Annotated in this window: 16 protein-coding genes; 4 read left to right on the forward strand and 12 right to left on the reverse strand. The window is 71.7% G+C overall.

Translation table 11 applies throughout. The features are described from left to right. Positions 1–56: 56 nt before the first annotated feature. Entirely contained in the window at positions 57–1,313 is a 1,257-nt protein-coding gene (locus tag AB0F70_RS06875) for an MFS transporter (protein WP_357445150.1), read from the forward strand. 8 nt (positions 1,314–1,321) lie between these two features. On the opposite strand, the gene AB0F70_RS06880 is transcribed toward AB0F70_RS06875, so the two are convergent. The 7 genes from AB0F70_RS06880 to sigE all read right to left on the reverse strand — a co-directional run bounded on the left by AB0F70_RS06880 (position 1,322) and on the right by sigE (position 7,400). Further along, positions 1,322–2,248 carry a YhjD/YihY/BrkB family envelope integrity protein gene (locus tag AB0F70_RS06880; RefSeq protein WP_357445153.1) on the reverse strand — a complete coding sequence of 309 codons (927 nt, stop codon included), beginning with the start codon at positions 2,246–2,248 and terminating at the stop codon, positions 1,322–1,324. 182 nt (positions 2,249–2,430) lie between these two features. Further along, the gene (locus tag AB0F70_RS06885) at positions 2,431–2,967 is read right to left on the reverse strand and encodes a 2'-5' RNA ligase family protein (RefSeq protein WP_357445156.1); all 537 of its coding nucleotides are present in this window, start codon (positions 2,965–2,967) and stop codon (positions 2,431–2,433) included. Then, positions 2,964–4,037, reverse strand: a complete 1,074-nt coding sequence (gene trpS, locus AB0F70_RS06890; RefSeq protein WP_357445159.1) for a tryptophan--tRNA ligase — start codon at positions 4,035–4,037, stop codon at positions 2,964–2,966. Before trpS ends, AB0F70_RS06885 begins: the two co-directional genes overlap by 4 nt. 40 nt (positions 4,038–4,077) lie before the next feature. Next, positions 4,078–4,464, reverse strand: a complete 387-nt coding sequence (locus AB0F70_RS06895; protein ID WP_357445161.1) for a twin-arginine translocase TatA/TatE family subunit — start codon at positions 4,462–4,464, stop codon at positions 4,078–4,080. A gap of 55 nt (positions 4,465–4,519) precedes the next feature. Further along, on the reverse strand, positions 4,520–5,854 hold the full coding sequence (locus tag AB0F70_RS06900; protein ID WP_357445164.1) for a trypsin-like peptidase domain-containing protein: 1,335 nt from the start codon (positions 5,852–5,854) through the stop codon (positions 4,520–4,522). Then, positions 5,851–6,801 carry a zf-HC2 domain-containing protein gene (locus AB0F70_RS06905; RefSeq protein ID WP_357445167.1) on the reverse strand — a complete coding sequence of 317 codons (951 nt, stop codon included), beginning with the start codon at positions 6,799–6,801 and terminating at the stop codon, positions 5,851–5,853. The genes AB0F70_RS06900 and AB0F70_RS06905 overlap by 4 nt, the downstream gene beginning before the upstream one ends. Further along, positions 6,798–7,400, reverse strand: a complete 603-nt coding sequence (gene sigE, locus AB0F70_RS06910; RefSeq protein ID WP_357445170.1) for an RNA polymerase sigma factor SigE — start codon at positions 7,398–7,400, stop codon at positions 6,798–6,800. Before sigE ends, AB0F70_RS06905 begins: the two co-directional genes overlap by 4 nt. Before the next feature lie 176 nt (positions 7,401–7,576). Between sigE and AB0F70_RS06915 the strand changes: the two genes are divergently transcribed. Beyond that, on the forward strand, positions 7,577–8,149 hold the full coding sequence (locus tag AB0F70_RS06915) for an O-methyltransferase (protein WP_357445173.1): 573 nt from the start codon (positions 7,577–7,579) through the stop codon (positions 8,147–8,149). Between the two features lie 83 nt (positions 8,150–8,232). Here the strand turns inward: AB0F70_RS06915 and AB0F70_RS06920 are convergent, their stop codons facing one another. The 4 genes from AB0F70_RS06920 to dapE form a co-directional block, all read right to left on the reverse strand. Further along, positions 8,233–8,409, reverse strand: coding sequence for a DUF3117 domain-containing protein (locus AB0F70_RS06920; protein WP_116673979.1), 177 nt, complete (start codon positions 8,407–8,409; stop codon positions 8,233–8,235). A gap of 166 nt (positions 8,410–8,575) precedes the next feature. Next, positions 8,576–9,547, reverse strand: a complete 972-nt coding sequence (folP, locus tag AB0F70_RS06925; protein WP_357445177.1) for a dihydropteroate synthase — start codon at positions 9,545–9,547, stop codon at positions 8,576–8,578. After that, positions 9,548–10,402 (reverse strand): TIGR00730 family Rossman fold protein, encoded by an 855-nt coding sequence (locus AB0F70_RS06930; protein WP_357445180.1) that lies wholly within the window; start codon positions 10,400–10,402, stop codon positions 9,548–9,550. A gap of 9 nt (positions 10,403–10,411) precedes the next feature. Next, the gene (gene dapE, locus AB0F70_RS06935) at positions 10,412–11,530 is read right to left on the reverse strand and encodes a succinyl-diaminopimelate desuccinylase (protein ID WP_357445381.1); all 1,119 of its coding nucleotides are present in this window, start codon (positions 11,528–11,530) and stop codon (positions 10,412–10,414) included. Positions 11,531–11,581: 51 nt separating this feature from the next. Between dapE and dapD the strand changes: the two genes are divergently transcribed. Both dapD and AB0F70_RS06945 read left to right on the forward strand, forming a co-directional pair. Beyond that, positions 11,582–12,529, forward strand: a complete 948-nt coding sequence (gene dapD, locus AB0F70_RS06940; RefSeq protein WP_357445183.1) for a 2,3,4,5-tetrahydropyridine-2,6-dicarboxylate N-succinyltransferase — start codon at positions 11,582–11,584, stop codon at positions 12,527–12,529. A 91-nt stretch (positions 12,530–12,620) separates the two neighbouring features. Beyond that, positions 12,621–13,589 carry a hypothetical protein gene (locus AB0F70_RS06945; RefSeq protein WP_357445187.1) on the forward strand — a complete coding sequence of 323 codons (969 nt, stop codon included), beginning with the start codon at positions 12,621–12,623 and terminating at the stop codon, positions 13,587–13,589. A 51-nt stretch (positions 13,590–13,640) separates the two neighbouring features. On the opposite strand, the gene AB0F70_RS06950 is transcribed toward AB0F70_RS06945, so the two are convergent. Beyond that, complete coding sequence (locus AB0F70_RS06950; protein ID WP_357445190.1) at positions 13,641–15,467, reverse strand: ABC transporter ATP-binding protein; 1,827 nt, start codon at positions 15,465–15,467, stop codon at positions 13,641–13,643.

Below are 15,467 nucleotides of genomic sequence, written 5' to 3' on the forward strand. Positions count from 1 at the left end.
ACCGAGGGGGAACGTGAGGTTCAGGCGTGGATAGCGGCAATATCAGAACTGAGACCGTGAGACCTGAGCCGCACGAGAGTTCCAGGCCGTTCGCCCATGCGCCGGCGCGACGGCTGGTCGTCTCCAACGCGTTCGACGCCGCCTCCCGCAACGCGGTCGACCTGGTGATCGACACCACCGCCGTCATCGTCGTCGGCGCCGGCGCGTTCCAGATCGGACTGCTCAACGCTGCGGGCTCGATCGCCTTCTCGCTCCTGGGCGTCCCGATCGGCGTATTGATCGACCGCGCGGACGCACGGACGGCGATGACGATCTCTGCGGGCGCACGAGCGCTGCTCTGCGTCGGGCTCGCACTGCTTCTCGCCAGTGGGCAGGTGACGTTCTGGCTGCTTGCCGCGATGAGCCTGCTGGTCGGTATCTCCGGTGCGGTCAGCGAGACCGGTCAGACGGTCCACGCCACCGAGGTCGTACCTCGGGGCGTCGTGGGAACGCTCGTGGCGCGGCTGCAGTCCGCCGACAGCGTGCTGGCCCTCGCCATCCCCGCGGTCGTCGGCGTCGCCCTTGGTGCGTGGGCCCCGGAGTGGTCGGTGGGAGCGGCGGCTCTCGCTTCTGCGCTGGCCGCCGTCGTGCTGCTGGGCCGACGTCGTGCCACCACCAGGATTCGAGCCGGGACAGCAGGACCCTCCCGAGGACGCCGGCCGAAGGGTCGCTTCGGCGCGGAGGTCCGCGAAGGTATCGCAGTCTTCCGGTCGGACGCCGTCCTGCGCAGGCTGACCTGGTCGAGCGCGCTGACGAACTTCGGCCTCGCTGCGTTCTCCTCGATCGCGACGATCCTTGTCCTACGCACGCTCGATCTCGGCACGGCGGCGTACGGGCTGCTCGTGACCCTCGGCGCCGCGGGCGGCCTCGTGGGTAGCCTGATCGCAGCACGGTCGACACGCAGGCTCTCCCGGGCCGCCGTCGTCTCCGTGGCGACGACCGCGCTGGCCCTGGTCGCGACGATCCCGCTCGTGGCGCTGTGGGCCGAGCCTGCGGCATTCGTACTGATGGGCGTACACGCCGTCCTGTGGGGACTGTTCATCGTGCTCGGCAACGTGCAGATCGCGGCGCTGGTCGCGGCTCGGGTCCCTCACGAGAAGCTCGGGAGGGTCGCGGCGTTCCGACGATCCGTCACGTTCAGCGTGGTCCCGGTCGGCGGGGTGCTGGGCGGGCTGGTCGCCGGATGGCTGGGAATCCCCTCGGTCGTCATCGGCTCGATCGCCGCAAGCGTCCTCGCAGCGATCCTGGCCTGGACAGCTCGCCGCGGTCTCTGAGCCGCGGGTCAGCGCGACATCTCAGGGTCCGCCGACGGGTCCTCCGACGGGTCCTCCGACCGGTCCTCCGACGGCTCCGCCGCTGCCATCCAGGCCGTGGTCAGCAGGAGGACTCGGGCCAGGAGGTTGACCAGGACCAGGAGGGTCACGACTACCGCGAAGGACGCCAGCAGGGCGTTGCGAGTAGCGGTCGTGGCGATCACCTCGGCGCCGAGGAGACGCAGCCCGCCGGCCACGATGCCGACGGCCAGGGATCCCAGCAGCAAGTCTCGTCTGGCTGGGCGTACCCCGCCCACGAAGCGGATCACGGCGGCGACGACGGCGGCGTCGAGCACCACGGTCAGCAGGAAGCCGACGCCGCGCACCGCCCAGCCCGCACCCTCTCCCAGGCCCACCAGCTCCAATGTCCAGGGAACTGCGGCCGCGACCGCCACGCTCGCGGCCGCCGTGATCAGGACACCTACACCGAGTAGGACGAATCCCAGGAGCTGCCGCAGGCGCTCGGTCACCGGGTTGGCGCCGTTCTCGGTCAGCCCGAACGTCGCGCGGACCGAGGTGCGCAGCGCGCCCATGAAGTTGGTGGCGGACCAGAGCAGCACCGCCACCGCGACCACCGACGTCCAGCTGATGCCGGTGGAGAGCACCAGGTCCGACGGCGTCAGGACGCCTCCGCTGCCGGTGTCCACCAGGCCCGGTATCCAGGTGTCCACCTGGGTGAGGACAGCTACCCGCAGGTCGGCGTTGCCGCCGAGCACCCGGACGAACAGTGTGTAGCCGATGGTGAGGGCCGCGAACAGGGAGAACAGCGCGGCGTACGCCATTCCGCCGCAGAGCACCGACCCGTTCGCGAGGTCGTACTGCGCCAGCGCGCGACCAGCACGAGTTTCCTGCCAGCGTGTCCACGCCGCCTGTCCGAGCTCGATCAGCCGCTTCATCGCGACGAGCCTATGCGCAACGGCACCACACGGGCAGGTCAGGCTCTACCTATATCGGACCTATCTCGGCTGAGCCTGCGGTTCCGCTCCGGCTCAGGCTCTATGAGTGTCGGCTGAGCCTGCGGTTCCGCTCCGGGCACGTGCCTCGTTCCTCGGCCCACACCCTGCGCTGCACCTCCGGCTCAGCCGAGGGGGAAGGCAGCCTGGGGGCGCCAGATGCCGTCGTCGCCGTGCTCATACTGGTAGAAGCGGTCGACGTCGAACTCGGCGGAGTAGTCCGCCATCGCCTCGAACGCCTTGTCGAGCGAGGAGTCGGGCACCTCGTGCGCGATGGTCACGTGCGGGTGGTAGTTGAACCGCAGCTCTCCGTCGAGCACCCCGGTCCGTACGCTCGCCTCGAGCTGCTCGCACTCGGAGATCCCTTGCGCCAGTGCCACGAACACGACCGGCGAGACCGGCCGGAACGTCGCAGTACCCCGGAGCTGCACCGTGAACGGTGGCGCCGCCGCGGCCACTGCCGCCAGGTGCTCCCGCGCCTCGGCGAGCTGCTCGACGTCGAGCAGGGTGGGGCCCAGCAGCGTGATGTGCGGCGGGATGAAGTGGGCGAGCGGGTCCTCGGCGGCGACCCGCGCCGCGCTCAGCTCAGCGGCGTAGGGCTCCGGGATCTCGATGGCGATCCCGATGCGAACCTGACCGGGGCCCCGCTCGGGGAGGTTCACCGGATGCCTCGTGCGGGGAGCAGGCCGAACCGTTCGTACATCCGGTCCAGCACCGGGCTCGCGATCGCACGCGCCCGGTCCGCGCCGTCGGCCAGCACCCGGTCCAGCTCGGCAGGATCCGCGAGATAGGTGTTTGCCCGGGCCTGGAACGGCTCGAGGAAGGCGACGACGGCGTCGGCCAGGTCCACCTTGAGGTACCCGTAGCCGCGGCCGTCGTACTCCTTGGCGATCTCGTCGATGCCACGGTCGGTCACCGCCGAGAAGATCGTCAGCAGGTTCGAGATGCCCGGCTTCTCCGCCGGGTCGAACCGCACGCCGTACGACTCGTCTGCGTCGGTCACCGCCGACTTGATGGCCTTGACGGCCTTCTTCGGGTCCTCCAGCAGCCAGACGACGCCCTTGCCGCCCGTGCTGGACTTGCTCATCTTGGCACTCGGGTCCTGCAGGTCCTGGATCTTCGCGACGGCCTTGACGATGTGCGCGTCCGGCACGACGGCGGTCTCCGCGCCGAAGCGCGTGTTCAGCCGCTCCGCGAGGTCGCGGGTGAGCTCCAGGTGCTGGCGCTGGTCCTCGCCCACGGGGACGAGCGCGGCGTCGTACAGGAGGATGTCGGCCGCCATCAGCACCGGGTAGGTGAAGAGCCCGACGGTGGTGCCCTCGCTGCCCTGCTTCGCCGACTTGTCCTTGAACTGCGTCATCCGCCCGGCCTCGCCGAACCCGGTCTGGCAGCTCAGGAGCCACGCCAGCTCGGCGTGCGCGGCCACGTGGGACTGCACGAACAGGATGGACCGCTCGGGGTCGACGCCCCCGGCGAGGTACTGCGCCGCGGTCCGCCGGGTGCGCTCGCGCAGCAGCGCCGGGTCGGGGCTCACCGTGAGGGCGTGCAGGTCCACCACGCAGTAGAGCGCGTCGTAGGAGTCCTGCAGCGCGACCCACTGGGACAGCGCCCCGATGTAGTTGCCCAGGTGGAGCGACCCGTCGGTGGGCTGCATCCCGGAGAAGATGCGCTTCCGGGCGGGGCGGTGGGCAGAGGCGCCAGCGCCCGCCGGGCTAGTGGTTTCGGACGACATGGCGAACATTCTGGCAGGTCCATGCGCGCACACCGAATCGTCAGGTCGCTTCGTCGTCGTACGGCGCCTTCCCGGGTTCCGCGACCGCCCCGGCCGGAGCCGGAGGCGTGCCGTACCGGTCCGCCGCGCGCTCCGCGGCCAGCGAGCCGGCGCCCGCCGGCCCGGCGTACGGGGTGTCGTCGAGCAGCGCGTCCCGGACGATCTTGCGCGGGTCGTACTGGCGCGGGTCGAGCTTCGACCAGTCGACGTCGTTGAACTCCGGCCCGAGCTCGTCGTCCACCCGCGCCTTCGCGGTCTGGAGCAGGTCCCGGCCGCGACGCACGAGCGAGCCGAGCTGCTCCGCGTAGACGGGTAGCCGTTCCGGGCCGATCACGAGCATCGCGACCACCAGAATGATCACGAGCTCCCAGCCATTGATGCCGAACACGCTCAGAGCCTACTCGCGTCGCGGGACCAGCCGGAGAACGCCAGATGAACCTGGTTCATTGACCGCTCGACCGCTCCTCGAGGACCACGCGGACCTCGCGCTCGTCGCCGTCGGAACGCACCTGGAGCGTGACCGGATCGCCCGGCGCCTTGGCCCGGATGGCGACGATGAGCTCGTCGGCCACCGACACGGGCCGGCCGTCGATCGAGAGGATCACGTCGCCGGGCTTCAGGCCCGCCTGGTCGGCAGGACCGTCCGGCGTCACGGCCGGTGTGCCCTGCTGCGGCTCCTGGGAGACCTGCACGCCCTCCCCCTGGTAGCTGGGGTCGAGCAGCACGCCGATGATCGGGAACGTAGCGGTACCCGTCTCGATCAGCTGTTCGGCGGTGTGCCGCGCCTGGTTGGACGGGATGGCGAAACCGAGGCCGATGTTGCCGGTGGCAGCCGTGGTGCCAGGCCCCTGGGCGATCGCCGAGTTGATGCCGATGACCTCGCCCGCGGAGTTCACGAGCGGCCCGCCCGAGTTGCCGGGGTTGATGGCTGCGTCGGTCTGGATGGCGTCGATGAACGCGGCCTCGACGGCCTCGCCCGCCTTCACGGGACGGTGCAGCGCACTGACGATCCCGGTGGTGACGGTGGCCTCCAGACCCAGTGGGGAGCCGACGGCGAGCACCGAGTCGCCGACCACCACCTCGTCGGAGTCGCCGAGCACCAGCGGCACCAGGCCCTTCTCCTTGACGCGGATCACCGCGAGGTCGTAGTCGGGGGTCGCGCCCACGAGCTCCGCGGGCTGCTCGTGGCCGTCCGAGAACGTGACCGTGACGTCCGCGCCGGACGCCGCCTCGGCGACCACGTGGTTGTTGGTGAGGATGTAGCCGTCGGCCTTGAGGATCATGCCCGATCCCGTCGCGACGCCCTGCTGGGCACGCACCTCGATCGAGACGACGCTCGGCAGCGCCGCGGCGGCGATGGCGGCCACCGAACCCTCGGGGCGCTGCACCTGGTTGGCACCTGCCGCGGGCTCCGGGAGCGCGGCGTCAGCGGGCCGGGCGGACTCCTGCGACTCCAGCAGCGCGAAGGCGGCAGCGCCGCCGCCGGCGCCCGCGAGCAGGCCCAGCGCCACGACGGCGGACACGGCGCGCGCGCCGAGCTTGCCGCGCCTGGTCCTGGCGCCGTGGGTCGTGGCGTGCGGATCGGTCCCGTGCGAGGCCTGGTCCGAGGCCTGGTGCTGGGTGTCCTGCTGGGCCGGCGGTGCCGGAACCGGAAGCTGCTCGGGCGCGCTGGGCGGCGCGGGCACGGGTCTGGGATCCGCGGCCGGAGTCGTCGACTCGTTCGCGGAAGATACTGCTGCACGCGGCGTGGGCGGCGCGAACGGGTTCTCGTCGGTCATGGGCTCTCGATGACTCCTGTCACGGTGTGCCAGCCGCGGGCGATGCGGGGCAGGACCCCGGCATCGTAGCCATGCTCACCGAACGACGCCACGAGCTGGGTCAATACCTCGTCCGGCGCGTCCGCGACGACGTCGACCACCATGTCGTCCGACTGCCACGCCACGTGGGCGGGTTCCGACGCGAGCACCTGGACTCCCCCGGCGCCCCCGGCGCCGTCCTGGGCGAGCTGGCCCGGGCGTTCGCGGACCACGGCGTGACCGGACGGGCCGACGAGATCGATCTCGAGCGTCTGCCCCTGGTCGCCCACCAGCCGCATCGCCGAGACCGTGTACCCCTCGGGCAGCTCGGCGGGCGCGGCCCAGCCGTTGTCCGCCGCCCAGTCGAGCGCGGCGGGCGTGAGCTGGTCGGGCGCGACGTCGAGCGTGGCGAGCACGTCCTGGCCGGCCGCCGCCGTGTCCGGGCCCGTGCGGCCCAGCATGGTCATGCTGGTCTGCGCGGAGAGCTGCGGAGACACGACAGGGACGTCGCCGAGCGTGAACAGGGCGAGCCCCAGCACGCCCACGCCGCCCACCCCGAGGGCGGTGATCCGCGCGGCACGACGGCGCCGCGCCGGACGGTCGACACTGCCGTCGAACCCGGTACCGACGTCGAACGCCGACGTCTGCCACATCGGCACGGACAGCGGGTCGGGGCCGAGGAAGGGCCGGCGCAGCGGGTCGTCGTCGGTGGACGGGATGCTGGCCTGGAGCGCCATCAGGCGCGCTGTGAGAGCAGGGTCCGGCACCACGTCGGCGGCCGAGGAGAGCGCACGCCGGGCGGCACGAGCCGAGTCCAGCTCGCGGGCGCACAGGCGGCACATCGTCACGTGGGACAGGGCCCGCTCGGTCTCGGCCGGTGAGAGCTGTCCGTCAGCGAGCGCGCTGATCAGGTCCCCGAGGTGGCTCATCGCACGCCCCCGCGCGTGGGCGCCAGGTGCTCCAGTGCGTCGCGGAGCTGGGCGCGCGCCCGGTGGATCCGGGAACGTACTGTCCCGAGCTTGACACCAAGCGTCACGGCGATCTCCTCATAGCTCAGGCCCTCGATGTCGCACAGCACGACGGCGGCGCGGTACTCGGGGCGCAGGGCATCGAGCGCCTTCTGCACGTCCTGGTCCAGGTTGGCGTGCTCGTACCCGCGCTCGGGGCGGCCGAAGTCACCCGTGTCGGCGACGTGACCGTCGTCGTCCCCCATCGCCTCCATGCGGATGCGCTTCTTGCGGCGCGCGCCGTCGAGGAACAGGTTCGTGGTGATGCGGTGCAGCCAGCCCTCGAACGTGCCGGGCGTGTAGCTGGACAGCGAGCGGAACACCCGGATGAAGGTCTCCTGCGTGAGATCCTCGGCGTCCTGCTTGTTGCCGGTCAGCCGGTAGGCGAGCCGATAGACGCGTGCGGAGTGCTCACGGACTATCTCTTCCCAGGTAGGCGGCTGCCATGGCATGTCGACGGCGCCGGCCCCGGAAGGTGCCGACACGTTCAGGTCCGCTGCGCGAGTGCTCACAGAAGTCATCGTCCTCTCAACGTACGTCAAAGCCCAGGCGTTCCCACGGGCTGTACCCTGACGCCGCACGTGATGTACACAACTGTCCGACTCCAGCGGAGGAAGCCATCAGCACAGCGGAGCCGTCAGGCCACGGCAAGGTCGCGGCATGGGTCTACAGCGAGGCCTTCGTCCCCGAGGACGAGGTGCTCCTGCGCGCCCGCGAACGCGCCTCCGAGCTGGGTTGCCCGGCCGTGCTGCCCGGTGTCGGCGCGGTGCTCCGGGTGCTCGCCGCCGCGACGAGGGCGCATGCGGTGGTGGAGGTGGGCACGGGTGCCGGTGTGGCCGCGCTCTGGCTGCTCCGGGGCATGCCTTACGACGGCCAGCTCACCACCATCGACCGCGAGGTGGAGCACCAGCGGGCGGCGCGGGCGGCGTTCGCCGAGGACGGCGTCGCCCCCCAGCGCACGCGGATCATCCCCGGCCGGCCGGGCGATGTGCTGCCCCGCCTGGCGGACGGCGCCTACGACCTCGTGCTCGTGGCGAGCGATCCGCTCGGCTACCCCGAGTACGTGGAGGAGGCCCTGCGGCTGCTCCGCCCGGGCGGCGTGCTCGCGATCGACGGTGCGCTGCTGCGGGACCGGGTGGCGGATCCTGCCCGTCGCGACGAGCTCACCACAGTGGTGCGCGAGGTGGGCCGGACCCTGCGTAACGACGAGCGCGTGCTGCCTGCCATGCTGCCGAGCGGAGACGGGTTGCTGCTGGCCGTCCGTCGCTGACCCGCCGGGAGGGCCGGTTTCCACGGCGGACGGCCAGGCGGCGGCTCTGCTCGTTGGTCGCCTGAGCCTGCGGCTCAGGCGAGTCAGGCGCTGGGCGTGACGACGGTCTGGAGAGCGTCGCCGAGCTCGCTTGCCTCGGTCGCGTTGAGCTCGACGACGAGCCGACCGCCGCCCTCGAGCGGCACACGCATGACGATGCCGCGCCCCTCCTTGGTGACCTCGAGCGGTCCGTCACCCGTTCGCGGCTTCATCGCAGCCATGTGTGGCTCTCCCATTCCGTTGTCCGGTGTGTAGCAGCATTCATGTTCCCGGCGAACGCCGAGGGCACAGAACCATTCTAGTTCAATTGGCGCCCCTTACTTTCCACGCGCCAATTCGTCGCGCCTCGCCGGACCAGGGTCGGACCAGGGTCGGACCGGGGTCCGATCAGGCAAGACCGCGCAGCGCGACGGCCGGTGGCGCCTCGTCCCGGACCGCCGCCACGAGGTCGAGAACACGTCGTGTGGCGACCACGTCGTGGGTGCGGAAGACGCGGGCACCGAGCCAAGCGGCCACCGCCGTCGCGCCCAGCGTCCCCTCCAGTCGCTCCTCGGGCGGGAGGTCGAGCGTCTCCCCCACGAAGTCCTTCCGGGAGAGCGCCATGAGCAGCGGGAAGCCGAGCCCCGCCAGCACGCCGGTGCGGCGCAGGAGGTGCAGTGAGTGCCAGGTGTTCTTGCCGAAGTCGTGGGTCGGGTCGACGAGCACCGACTCGCGCGGGACCCCGCACTCCACCGCCCGCTCCGCGGCGGCCCGCAGGGTGGTGACGACGTCGGCCAGCAGGCCGTCCCGGCCGTCGGCGTCCTCGCTGGTCGGGCCTGCCGGGACCAGCGGCGGGCAGTACTCCACGCGGTACGGGTCCGTGCGCGGGGTCGCCCCACCCGTGTGGGAGCAGACGACGCCGACACCGGCGGCGCCCGCCACCTCCACCAGAGCCGGATCGTGCCCGGCCCAGGTGTCGTTGATCAGGTCGGCGCCGACGTCGATCGCCGCGCGGGCCACGCCCGCACGCCAGGTGTCGACGGAGATGAGCAGGTCGGGCACCGCGCGGCGGACCGCCGCCACGAACGGGACGACGCGGCGGATCTCCTCTGCTTCGTCGACCGGCGACCCGTTGCCGGCCCGGACGCCACCGACGTCGAGGATCTCCGCGCCGTCCTCGTACGCCCGCTGCGCCGCGGCCAGCGCGGCGTCGTCGTCGGGCACCCGGGCAGGGGCGTAGAACGAGTCGGTGGTGCGGTTCAGGACCGCCATCACGACGGGGCGCACGGCGCGCCCGTCGCGCCCCACCTCGCGTCCGCGCAGCACCAGCGGCGCGGACGCGCGCGGAACCGTCCCGGCGGGGACGTCCGGACCGTCCACCTATGCGCCGCCCACGGTGCTCGGCAGACCGGGGCCCTCGAGCGCCGCTTCCTCGGTGGCACGCTCCGCGACGGCGGCCGCCTGCAGCGCGGCCTGCTCCGCCTCGATCTGGTGCACCCGCTCGACGACGTGGTCCACCGCCTCGGCAGGGTCGTCGGTGAGGTAGATGATGTCGAGGTCGGCCTGGCTGATGGTGCCGTGCGTCAGCGCCGTGGACCGGATCCACTCCAGGAGCCCACCCCAGTACTCCTTGCCCACCAGGACGAGCGGGAACTGCGTCACCTTGTGCGTCTGAACAAGGGTGACCGCCTCGAACAGCTCGTCGAACGTACCGAATCCCCCTGGCATCACGATGAATCCCTGTGCGTACTTCAGGAACATCGTCTTTCGCGCGAAGAAGTACCGGAAGTTGATACCTAGATTCACGTACTCGTTGACGCCCTGCTCGAAGGGCAGCTCGATACCGAGACCCACAGATGTGCCACCCGCCTCGGAGGCGCCCTTGTTCGCGGCTTCCATCACACCGGGTCCACCACCCGTGATGACGGCGTACCCAGCCTCCACGAGGAGCCTGCCCACGGTCTCCCCTGCGAGGTAGTCCTCGTGATCCGGCTTGGTGCGCGCCGAGCCGAACACCGACACGGCCGGGCCGAGCTCCGCGAGCGCGCCGAAACCCTCGACGAACTCGCTCTGGATGCGCATCACGCGCCACGGGTCGCCGTGCAGCCAGTCGCTGCCCTGATCGGAGGCCAGGAGTCGCTGGTCCGTGGTGGTCTGCGGGATCTGGTTCCCGCGGAGCAGTACCGGGCCGCGGCGGTAACCGCGGCCGGACTGTGGAATGCCGTCGTCGCTCATGCGCCCAAACTATCCGCCGAGCAGCCAGGCTCGCAGCGCGTCACGACACTGGGCGAGCTGCGCCACCGGAAGGTGCTCGTCGTCCTTGTGCGCGAGCAGCGGGTCGCCGGGGCCGAAGTTGACCGCCGGCACGCCCAGCTCGGAGAACCTGGCGACGTCGGTCCACCCGTACTTCGGCGCCGGCACACCGCCGGTCGTGGCGAGCACCGACCGCACGAACTCGGCGGCCAGCGGGTCGTCGAGACCCGGCCGGGCGCCCCCGGCGGCGTCGGTCACGACGACGTCGAACCCCTCGAACACCTCCCGCAGGTGGGCCTCGGCCTCGTCGACGGAACGAGACGGCGCGAAGCGGTAGTTCACCTCGACGGTGCACGCGTCGGGAATCACGTTGCCCGCGATGCCGCCCTCGATCCGCACCGCGTTGAGGCCCTCGCGGTAGACGAGGCCGTCGACCTCCACCTCGCGCGGCTCGTAGGCGGCGAGCCGGGCCAGCGGTTGGGCCACGGCGTGTATCGCGTTCTCACCGGTCCAGGCCCGCGCCGAGTGCGCCGCGACACCCCGGGTCCGCAGCTCGACGCGCATCGTGCCGTTGCAGCCGCCCTCGATCCCGGCGTCGGTCGGCTCACCGAGGATCGCGAAGTCGCCACGCAGGAGCTCCGGGTGGTTGCGCGCGAGGCGGCCCAGCCCGTTCAGCGCCGAGTCGACCTCCTCGTGGTCGTAGAAGATCCACGTGAGGTCGTGCGCGGGCTCGCTGCCGGGCGCCCCCAGCTCGACCGCCAGCGCGAGAGCCACGGCCACCCCGCCCAGCATGTCGACGGTCCCTCGGCCCCACAGCACGGCGTCGTCCCCCGCCCCCGCGAGGCGCGTGGGCAGGTTGTCCGCGATCGGCACGGTGTCGATGTGCCCGGCCACGACCACGCGCCGGTCCCGGCCCAGGTTCGTCCGGGCGACCAGGGCATCGCCGTCGCGCAGCACCTCGAGGTGCGCACAGCCGCGCAGCAGCGCCTCTATAGTGTCCGCGAGGGCCTTCTCGTCCCCGCTGACGGACGGGATGTCGCAGATGGCCCTGGTGAGGGCGACGAGGTCGGAGTCCTTGCCGGCCGGGTCGAGCAGGGCGGGGTCGATCACGGTGTCCACAGCGCAACACTAGGTGCTGGTCACGGCCGTTACGCTGAAGCCATGACGACCGCATGGGGTTTCGGCCTTGCCACGATCGCCGACGACGGCACCACCCTCGACACCTGGTACCCGGAGCCCGCCCTCGGCGAGGCCCCCGTCGGCGCCACCGCGCCCGAGTCCCTCACGGCCCTCGCCGGCGCGGACGAGACACGACGCGTGCGGCTCGAGGTGGTGACCACACAGATCGACCTCGCGGACCCGCCCAAGGACGTCTCCGACGCCTACCTGCGGCTGCACCTGCTGTCGGCCCGCGTCGTGCGCCCGCACGGGCTCAATCTCGACGGGATCTTCGGCGTGCTGACGAACGTCGTCTGGACGAGTGCCGGCCCGTGCGCGGTCGAGGGCTTCGAGGAGACCCGCCTGCGCCTGCGCGGCCGGGGCCACGTCACGGTGTTCGGCGTCGACAAGTTCCCGCGCATGGTCGACTACCTGGTCCCGTCGGGCGTCCGCATCGCCGACGCCGACCGGGTCCGCCTCGGTGCATACCTCGCCCCGGGCACCACCGTGATGCACGAGGGCTTCGTGAACTACAACGCGGGCACCCTCGGCTCGTCGATGGTGGAGGGCCGCATCTCGGCCGGCGTCACCGTCGGTGACGGGTCCGACGTCGGCGGCGGCGCCTCGATCATGGGCACCCTGTCCGGCGGGGGCAAGGAAGTCGTCTCGCTCGGCGAGCGGTGCCTGCTGGGCGCCAACGCGGGCCTCGGTATCCCGCTCGGCGACGACTGCGTGGTCGAGGCGGGCCTGTACCTCACCGCGGGGAGCAAGGTCACCGTGCTGGGCGCCGCCGTCGACCCGACCGGTGACGGCACCGCCGCGGTCAAGGCGCGCGACCTCGCAGGCCGCAGCAACCTCCTGTTCCGGCGGAACTCCACGAACGGCGCAGTCGAGGTCCTCGACCGGACCGGTGTCGGGATCCAGCTCAACGAGGCCCTGCACGCCAACTGACCAGCAACTGACCAGCAACTGACCAGCAACTGACCAGCAACTGACCAGCAACTGACCAGCAACTGACCAGCACGGACACCAAGGAGCACGCATGGCACTCCTGGCCGAGGTCGGTCCACCGGCCCCGCCGCCCGTATACGGTCCGAGGCCGCACCGGCCGCTGAGGCGCGCCCTCAAGTACGTGCTGGCCGTCGGGTCGGTGTGTGCCGTCGCGACGGTCGGCGTGGTCGTGGGGCTGAACAGCCTGACCGGTGCCGGCCCGGTCACCGAACGGTGCGCCGCCCGGCTCGACGGCTCGGACTGGTACCTGTCGCCCGAGCAGGCGGACAACGCGGCGCTCGTGGCGGGTACCTCCGTCGCCCGCGGCCTGCCCGCACGGGCGGCGACGATCGGGCTGGCCACCGCGCTGCAGGAGTCGAAGCTCATCAACATCGACTACGGCGACCGCGACTCGGTGGGCCTCTTCCAGCAGCGCCCCTCGCAGAGCTGGGGCACCCTCCAGCAGATCATGGACCCCGTGTACTCGACCAACGCGTTCTACGACGTGCTGGTGGAGGTCGAGGGGTACAAGGACATGGCGGTGACGGAGGCCGCGCAGGAGGTACAGCGCTCGGCGTACCCGGACGCGTACGCACAGCACGAGACGCGGTCGCGCGCCTGGGCGTCGGCCCTCACCGGCAACTCGCCCGAGTCCCTGTCGTGCGAGCTGGGTCCGGTCGCCGACAGCGACCAGATCGCGCCCGAAGCCGCCCGCGACGTGGTCGTTGGACGCCTGGGCCGCGACCTGGGGCTCGCTCCCGCGACCGATGCGGCCGACCCGAACCGCCAGGACCCGGCGTCGTCCACGGTGACCGTGGACGCGACGCCGCTCACCCCGGACGACCCCCAGCGCGGCGGCTGGGCGACCGGCCAGTGGGCCGTGGCGACGGCCCATGCCACGCGAGCCGTCGAGGTGCACGTGGCCGACCGGGTGTGGCTCCGCGAGGAGGCCGCCTGGGTGGGCGCCGAGACCCGGCTCGCTCCGGGCGAGGTCCGCATCACGGTGGACGCGGCCGAGTAACGGCGTCTCGACAGGCTCGACCAGCGGTGGTCGAGCCTGTCGAGACCTACGTCAGCTGCTGCCGTCGCCGCCGGCCCCCAGCAAGCCACCGAGACCGGAGGAGTTGCCGCCCTCGTCCTGCCGCGGCCGGGGACGCTCGTAGTCCTCCTCCACGCGCAGCTCCGCGACGTCCTCGCCGAGCTTGGCCAGCAGAGCGTGCCGCGCCTCGCGACGACGGCGCTGCTCCAGCGGCTCCGGCACGGGCGCGGCCGCGATAAGGCGCTGCGTGTACTCCTCGCGGGGGTGGTGCAGCACCTCCTCGCGCGGGCCCTGCTCCACGATCTTGCCGTTCTGCAGCACCACCACGCGGTGGGCGAGCAGGTCGATCACCGCAAGGTCGTGGCTCACGAACAGGCAGGCGAACTTGTACCGCTCCTGCAGCGCCGTGAACATCTTCAGCACGTTGGCCTGCACGGACACGTCGAGGGCCGACGTCGGCTCGTCCGCGACCAGCAGCTCCGGGTCGAGCGTGAGCGCGCGAGCGATGCTGACGCGCTGCCGCTGGCCGCCGGAGAGCTCGTGCGGGTAGCGGTTGTAGACGCTGCGAGGCAGCTCGACGGCATCGAGCAGCTCCAGCACGCGGCGGCGCCGCGACTTGTCGTCGCCCTCCTTGTGCACCACCAGCGGCTCCGCGATCACGTCGCCGATCGGCAGGCGCGGGTTCAGGGACGACGCCGGGTCCTGGAACACGACACCGATACGCCGGCGGAGAGCCTTGAGCTCCTTGCCCCGCGTCCTCGTGAAGTCGTTGCCGAGGATCGAGACCGAACCGGACGCGGCGGGGATCAGCCCGAGCGCGCACTTGGCGATGGTGGACTTGCCGGAGCCCGACTCGCCCACCAGGCCGACGATCTCGCCCTGCGCCACGGACAGCGACACGTCGTCGACCGCCCGGAACGTGGGCTTGCCCAGCCGGCGGTACTCGATGACCAGGTTGCCCAGGTCGAGCGCCGGCAGATCCTCCGGAGCCGCCACCACCGGGGCGACGTCGCCGAACTGGCCCGGTCCGGACCCCAGGTGGGGCACGGCGGCCAGCAGGCGCTTCGTGTACTCGTGACGCGGGTGGTTGAGCACCTGGTCGGCGGTGCCCGTCTCCACGAGGTCGCCCTTGAGCATGACGGCGACGCGGTCCGCCATGTCCGCCACGACACCCATGTTGTGGGTGATCAGCAGGATGCCGGTGTCCAGCTTGTCCTTGAGCGAGCGCAGCAGGTCGAGGATGTCCGCCTGCACGGTCACGTCGAGGGCCGTGGTCGGCTCGTCGGCGATGATCACCTTGGGGTCGCACGCGATGGCCATGGCGATGACCACGCGCTGACGCTGACCGCCGGAGAGCTCGTGCGGGTACTGCTTGAGCCGGCGCTCCGGCTCGGGGATGCCGACCATGGCGAGCAGCTCCGCGGCGCGCGCCGTGGCCTGCTTGCCGAACGCGATGCCGTGCAGCTGCAGGCCCTCGGTGAGCTGGTCCCCGATGGTGAGCACGGGGTTCAGCGCGGTCATGGGCTCCTGGAAGACCATGGCCACGTCGTTGCCGCGCATGTTGCGCAGCCCCCGGCCGTCGAGGCCGCCCACCACCTTGTCGCCCACGCGGATGGTGCCGCTGACCCGCGCGTTGCTGGGCAGCAGGCCCAGCGCGGTCATCGAGGTCACGGACTTGCCCGAGCCGGACTCACCCACGAGCGCCACGACCTCGCCGGGGCGCACCTCGAGGTCGATGCCCTTGACCGCGTGCACCTCGCCGAACTCCGTCTTGAACGTGACGCTGAGGCCCTCGAAGGAGAGGACGGCGTCGCCGGCCGCCGCGACGGAACCGGGAGAGCTGATGTCGAGAGTTGTCAT

It is taken from the genome of Promicromonospora sp. NPDC023805 (genome assembly GCF_040639635.1).
GTDB lineage: Bacteria > Actinomycetota > Actinomycetes > Actinomycetales > Cellulomonadaceae > Promicromonospora.

Excerpts from the sequence above, each read along its gene's own strand:
- sigE (WP_357445170.1), bottom strand. The coding sequence starts at position 7,400 with ATGACTTCTGTGAGCACTCGCGCAGCGGACCTGAACGTGTCGGCACCT.
- AB0F70_RS06945 (WP_357445187.1), top strand. The coding sequence starts at position 12,621 with ATGGCACTCCTGGCCGAGGTCGGTCCACCGGCCCCGCCGCCCGTATAC.
- AB0F70_RS06950 (WP_357445190.1), bottom strand. The coding sequence starts at position 15,467 with ATGACAACTCTCGACATCAGCTCTCCCGGTTCCGTCGCGGCGGCCGGC.
- AB0F70_RS06930 (WP_357445180.1), bottom strand. The coding sequence starts at position 10,402 with ATGAGCGACGACGGCATTCCACAGTCCGGCCGCGGTTACCGCCGCGGC.
- trpS (WP_357445159.1), bottom strand. The coding sequence starts at position 4,037 with ATGTCGTCCGAAACCACTAGCCCGGCGGGCGCTGGCGCCTCTGCCCAC.
- AB0F70_RS06905 (WP_357445167.1), bottom strand. The coding sequence starts at position 6,801 with ATGAGCCACCTCGGGGACCTGATCAGCGCGCTCGCTGACGGACAGCTC.
- AB0F70_RS06920 (WP_116673979.1), bottom strand. The coding sequence starts at position 8,409 with ATGGCTGCGATGAAGCCGCGAACGGGTGACGGACCGCTCGAGGTCACC.
- dapD (WP_357445183.1), top strand. The coding sequence starts at position 11,582 with ATGACGACCGCATGGGGTTTCGGCCTTGCCACGATCGCCGACGACGGC.
- AB0F70_RS06880 (WP_357445153.1), bottom strand. The coding sequence starts at position 2,248 with ATGAAGCGGCTGATCGAGCTCGGACAGGCGGCGTGGACACGCTGGCAG.
- AB0F70_RS06900 (WP_357445164.1), bottom strand. The coding sequence starts at position 5,854 with ATGACCGACGAGAACCCGTTCGCGCCGCCCACGCCGCGTGCAGCAGTA.